Genomic DNA, 6168 nt, shown 5'->3' with positions numbered 1-6168 from the left:
CGAAGGTCGACTCAGGATCTTCCATCTCCCGCCCTACTCGCCCGAACTCAACCCCGACGAGTGGGTCTGGAAGAATGTGAAGAACGATAACGCCGGGAAAGTCGCCGCCCGCACTGTCGACGAACTGTGCGACAGCGTCAAGAAGGCGTTCGCTCGCCTCTTGGCCACACCGGAGATTATCCGAGGCTTCTTCCGATCTCCAGACCTGTCCTACATCAATATTCCACTAACTTAGTTTTCTCTTAGTAGCGGGACACATAAAGGATAACTTGGACATTTTGGTAGACGACCCCGGGCATTTACGAGATCTGAGTGCACGCACTCTAGGCGGGGCGGAACTGCTCGATGTCGATCTGCCGGTCAAGCTGCGGTCCTGGCTCACTCGGGAGTTCTTTCCGTTCCATATTAAGATGTACTCGAAGAGTCGACGGAAGGCACCGATCTACTGGCAGTTGGCGACGCCGTTGGCGAGTTACTCGGTCTGGCTCTACATTCATGCTTTCACGCGGGACACGATGTTCCGGGTGCAGAACGACTTTGTCGCACCGAAGCTGCTGCTTGAGCAGCGGCGGCTGGGCGAGTTGGAGCAGGAGGCTGGTAACCGGCCAACAGCGGCACAACGAAAGGAAATCGACGGGCAGCGGAAGTTCGTCGACGAGCTGCGGGCCTTCCTCGACGAGGTGCGGCTGGTCGCGCCGTTGTGGGATCCGGACCTCGACGATGGCGTGGTCATCAATTTCGCACCGCTGTGGCGTCTCGTGCCGCAGCACAAGCCGTGGCAGACCGAGGTGAAGAAGACCTGGGACGAGCTGTGCAAGGGCAGCTACGACTGGTCACACCTTGCGATGCGGCTGTGGCCGGAACGGGTCGTGCCCAAGTGCGGGATCGACCGGAGCCTGGCGATCGCTCACGGGTTGAAAGATGTCTTCTGGGTGGAGACGCGGCACGATGGCTGGATGGCCAGGCTGCAGCCGACCCGGCCGGTCGACGAGCTGATCGCGGAACGGAGGTCGCCCGCCGTAGCAGCGGCGCTGCGCGGGCTGCTCGACGCGCCGGTCACCACCGCAGGCCGTGGCAGTCGGCGCCGGGCCGGCACGGGATCGACCCGCTAGGAAGGGCAATGATGCTCTCGCTACACGACTATGTCGCCCAGCAGCTCGCGAAAAAAGTGGCCGAGCGCGACGTCGTGGTCTGGTACGACAAGCGGTCCGAGTTCGCGGCGTTCGTTGAAGAGCTGCGGGGCGGACCCCGCACCGAGGTGGTTACCACCGTCCAGCTGGGCGGCCGAGCTGTGTGTCTCGCCGAGTACGCGGGCTCGATGTACGAGCTGCGCTTCGCTGTCGAGCCGTACATCCAGGGCGACCGTCCCGAACAGGTGGTCGTCTACCTGCCTGGCCTCGGTCGTGACGAGCTGTCGTATCCGCTGTGGGAGCTCGACCTGGCGGGAACGAAGTGGGTGCCACAGCTGCACCAGCTCACTCGCCAACTGCTGGGCAGGCAGCATACCGTCGCCGCCATCGACGCCATGCTCGCCGGTGACCGGAAGCTGACCTATACGGATCTCGCGAGCGTAGTCACGGCGGTGGGTGACGGGACTGCGCCACCGTCCGTTCTCAAGAGCATCTTCACCGGACCTGGTGGTAGTGCCGACGATGCGCTGGTGCTGGCCTGGCTCGCGGACGAGACCCGGGACATCGAGATCGCGGAGAAGTCCGCGCAGGACGAGCTTTGTGGCCTGATCGATGTGTCACTCGGCCTCGACCTGCCCCTGGATGCGGAGCTTCCGAAACTGCGGGCGATCACGGCGCGCTACCTGCTCGCCAACGAGTTCCGGCTCGGCCTCTCCTGCCCCGCGCCGCCGACGCTCGACGCCGTGAAGCGACCGCCAACTGCTACCGCGGAACAGTCCGTGGGCCGGTTGGCTGCGGCGCTGCGGGAGCGGTATGCCAAGGCCTATCCGACGCTGGCCGACCAGGTGGAGCGTGAGCTCGGCCTGGCCACCGCGCAGGTTCCGCCTGGCGCGCTCGGCTCGGTGGACACGTTCCGTTGCTCGGGGCCCGCCTTGCTCGCGTACTGCGCCGACCTGGTGGCCGGGAGCTCGTTCGAGGCCGCCGTGGATTTACTGGCCAGGTACAGCGACGGCTTCTGGCTCGGCGTTGACCCCGTCCACCGGGCGGCGTGGGAGGCCATGCGGCGGATGGCGGAGCTTGGCCGGCTCGCGACCACGGTGGGCGCCGAGGTGCGGGCCGCAGCTGGAGACGCGCAGACGTGGGTTGGCCGATACACGACGCCCGGCGGCTGGTGGCGGCTCGACCGGGCGCAGCGTCAGCTTGAAGCCTGGCTGCCCCAGCTCGATGACCTGCCGGAGCAGCCCCTCGTAGTGGTACGCCGTGCCTATGAGGACACCTGCCACCTGATGGCAGAAGGCTTCACGAGAGCCCTCGAGGCGTCGGGGTGGGCAGTCGCGGAGCCGTCACCACAGACGCGGATCTTCGCCGACATCGTCGAGACCCAGCCGAAGCCGGTCGCGTACTTCCTCGTCGATGCCCTGCGCTATGAGATGGGGCTGGAACTGGCGGCCAAGCTACCCGACGACGCCGAGCGGGCAGTCCGTCCAGCGTTGGCCGCGCTCCCCTCGATCACCGCGATCGGAATGGCGGCCCTGCAGCCGTCGGCCGCGGCCAGCTTCGCCCTGGCGACCGACCCCTCTGGTAAACGCTTCGGTGCCGAGATCGACGGCGTGTTCCTGCCAGGTCTGGCCGAGCGAAAGAGGTTCGCTGCCGCCAGGGTTCCTGGGCTGGTAGACCTCGACCTCAACGAGTTGTTGAGCCTGACCTCCTCGAAGCTCGCGAAGAAGGTCGAGGGAGCCCGGATGGTCGTCGTCCGCTCGCAGGAGATCGATCATGCCGGCGAGACGGGCTTCACCTACCATGCTCGCCAGGTGATGGACACCGTCATCGACAACCTCACTCAGGCGATCCGCCGCCTCGCCGCCGCGGGGATCGGCCACACAGTGGTGACGGCTGACCATGGGCATCTGTTCTTCGGCTCCGACCGTGACGAGTCGATGCGGATCGCGGCGCCTGGAGGCGAGACAGTCGATCTGCACCGGCGGTGCTGGGTCGGCCGGGGCGGTGCGACCCCGCCGGGCACCATCCGGGTCAAGGCGGCGACGCTCGGCTACAGATCAGATCTCGACCTGGTATTCCCGCGCGGCGCAGGAGTTTTCAGAGCCGGCGGCGACCTGGCCTTTCACCACGGAGGACCCTCACTGCAGGAGCTCATCGTTCCAGTCCTGACAGTTCGGAGCAGGACGAGCCGACCGGCCTCAGCCATGGCCGACCAGGCCATTGTCTGTGGTCTCCCCGACACCATCACCAACCGGATCTTCCAGGTCACGATGAAGCAGGGGGGATCTCAGCTACAGTTGCTCGGGGAGAGCATCACCGTCCAGGCCGTGCTCATGGCCGACGGCCGGGAGGTTGGCGCCGTCGGAATGGCTGCCCGTTCCGGCGCGTTCGACGTCGCCACGGGGCGGCTCACGCTGGAGCCCAACACCGAGGACACTGTGGTCTTCCGACTGTTCGACGACACCGTCACCACATTGCGGGTCGTCGTCCTGGACCCAGCGACAGGGGCGGAGCTGTACCGTTCCCCGGTCGACATCCCGGTCCGGCTTGGAGTGTCATGAGCGACCAGGGAGTGTCATGAGCGACACCGCGGCCCCCACCCACGAGGCGCTGGACGATAAAGTCAACCGGCTCTTTGCGGGCAAGGTCGTCCGAAAGGATCTCGTCCGCAAGGTCAAGGTCGGGGCGAACGTGCCGGTCTTCGTCTTGGAGTACCTGCTCGGCAAGTACTGCGCCTCGTCGGATGAGCTGACCATTCAGATGGGTCTGCAGGTCGTCAACGACACGCTCGCGAACAACTACATCCGTGCCGACGAGTCGATGAAGGCCCAGGCGACGGTCAAGGACCGGGGCTCCCACACCTTCATCGACAAAGTGAAGGTCCGCGTCGTCGACTCGGACTACTGGGCCGAGGTCGCGAACTTCGGCCACAAGTACGTGCACGTCCCCGACCGCTATGTCCGCGAGTTCGAACGGCTGCTCACCGGTGGCATCTGGGCTCAGGTCGACATGCGGTTCGAGTACGACGAGGAGAGCCGCGGCAAGAACCCATTCTGGATCGAGCGCCTCACTCCGATCCAGATCGCCACGTTCGACCTGGACGAATATCGGAAGGTTCGCCGGGATTTCACCACCGACGAGTGGCTCGACCTGCTGATCCGCAGCACGGGCTACGAGCCCGCCGAGATGTCACGTAGGCTGAAGCTGCTGTTCCTCATCCGGCTGGTCCCATTCGCCGAGCGGAACTACAACCTCGTCGAACTCGGTCCGCGCGGCACCGGCAAGAGCTACATCGTCCAGGAGGTCTCGCCCTACGCCGCGCTGCTGACCGGCGGCACCACGGTGGCCAACCTTTTCGGTCACATGTCCGGGCGGCAGAAGGGCATGGTGCAGATCTGGGACGTCGTCGGCTTCGACGAGGTCGCCGACCTGCAGAAGATGCCCAAAGAGGTCATCACCACGATGAAGACCTACTGCGAGTCCGGCACGTTCCAGCGGGGGCAGGAGGCTGTCTCTGGCGACGCGAGCATCGCCATGTTCGGTAACACGAACCAGCCCGTCGACGTCCTCGTCCAGACGTCGCACCTGTTCGCCCCGATGCCGGCGATCATCCGTGACGACATGGCGTTCATCGACCGCATCCACTTCTATCTCCCGGGCTGGGAGATCCCGAAGATGCACAACGAGCTGTTCACCGACGGGTACGGCTTCGTGGTCGACTACCTGGCCGAGGCGCTCCGCGTACTCCGCAAGCATAACTTCACCGAAGTCGTCGACCGGCACTTCTCCCTCGGCCCGCATCTCAACGCCCGCGACCGTAAGGCTGCGCGCAAGACCGTCTCGGGCCTGATGAAGATTATTTATCCGGACGGAGAGGCTACCCAGGAAGAAGTGGCCGAACTCGTCGAGCTGGCGTTGGAAGGCCGGCGGCGGGTAAAGGAGCGGCTCAAGAAGATGGGCTCCTTCGAGTACTATCACACGTCGTTCAGCTACACGGCGCAGGAGACTGGCGAAGAGAGGTTCGTCGGGGTGCCTGAGCAGGGCGGGCGGGATCTCATCTCGTCCGACCCGCTAGCTCCGGGCACTGTCTACAGCGCAGGCGTCACCTCCGACGGGACGGTGGGCCTCTACCGGCTCGAGGTGTCCGTCTCCAGCGGAACTGGGAAGCTCAGGTTCGCCGGCGGCATCGCGGGCGCCACGAAGGAGTCTGTCCAGCGTGCCTTCAGCTACCTGCAGGCGCGCAAGACCGAGAACGGCCTCACGCGCGACCTCGACGTGTCCGATCTACACGTCGAGGTCCTCGACCTACTCGGCAACCATGTCGAGGCGGAACTGGGCGTCGCCTTCTTCGTCGCGGCCACGTCGGCACTGCGCAAGGCGCCGGTGAGCCCGGCGCTCCTCGTCCTCGGTGACATGAGCGTCCAGGGGAACATCAAACCGTTGCGCTCACTCACCGAGCCGTTGCAGGTCGCTCAGGACAACGGTGCGAAGCGCGCCCTCATCCCGATCGAGAACAAGCGAAACTTCCTCGACGTTAGCGCTGAAATCATGGAGCACGTAGACCCGATCTTCTACGGGGATCCTAGAACGGCAGCTACAAAGGTCCTTGGCGCCATGTAGCCATCATTTGCTGTGTCGCCGCGTTTGCGCATCCTTGCAGGGGCGCATACGTTTTTCTGAATGAACCGCCCGGGTTCTTTGCACAGGCACCGTGACTTTTGTCGCAATCCACCCGCGCTACCCGCAGAGGCACCACAGACAGTCTCGCCGTCGGCAGGGGCACGGGTCGGGCTGCCCGGGCAGCGTAGCGCCCTGGCACTCTCTCCCGGCCGTCCACTGGCGTGCCCTCTGCTCGTTTTTCGGCTGCCCACCAGCGCACGTCGGCTGCTCACGGTGCCTCGTGTCGTGCCCCCCTGTCTGTCAGAGTCCCGTGAGACACGAGGATCACTGAAACCTCTGTAGCGCAGGGCGAGATGGGATCTTCAAGACCGGTGACGTTGACCATGGCAGACATGGCCTCCTCGAAGCAGGAGGATGG

The 6168-nt window shown here is 65.0% G+C and carries 3 protein-coding genes and 1 pseudogene; all 4 read left to right on the top strand.

What is annotated here, in order from left to right; all coding sequences use genetic code 11:
- Window positions 1-83 (top strand): annotated as a pseudogene (locus AB1460_RS35205) (transposase); the annotation flags it as partial.
- 186 nt (window positions 84-269) lie between these two features.
- Window positions 270-1112: a hypothetical protein gene (locus tag AB1460_RS35200; protein ID WP_368966721.1), complete on the top strand. Its 843-nt coding sequence runs from the start codon at window positions 270-272 to the stop codon at window positions 1110-1112.
- Between the two features lie 8 nt (window positions 1113-1120).
- A complete protein-coding gene (locus AB1460_RS35195; protein WP_368966719.1) occupies window positions 1121-3691 on the top strand; it encodes a PglZ domain-containing protein in 2571 nt (856 codons plus the stop codon).
- 16 nt (window positions 3692-3707) lie between these two features.
- A complete protein-coding gene (brxL, locus tag AB1460_RS35190) occupies window positions 3708-5750 on the top strand; it encodes a protease Lon-related BREX system protein BrxL (protein ID WP_368966718.1) in 2043 nt (680 codons plus the stop codon).
- Window positions 5751-6168: the final 418 nt, after the last annotated feature.

This window comes from Parafrankia sp. FMc2, from assembly GCF_041008525.1.
In the GTDB taxonomy this organism is placed as follows: Bacteria; Actinomycetota; Actinomycetes; order Frankiales; family Frankiaceae; genus Parafrankia.
Note: the sequence above shows the minus strand (reverse complement) of the source record. Positions and strands in the feature narration are given on the sequence as shown.

Bases quoted from the DNA above. Each gene is read 5' to 3' on its own strand.
- brxL (WP_368966718.1), top strand. From the start codon at position 3,708: ATGAGCGACACCGCGGCCCCCACCCACGAGGCGCTGGACGATAAAGTC.
- AB1460_RS35195 (WP_368966719.1), top strand. From the start codon at position 1,121: ATGATGCTCTCGCTACACGACTATGTCGCCCAGCAGCTCGCGAAAAAA.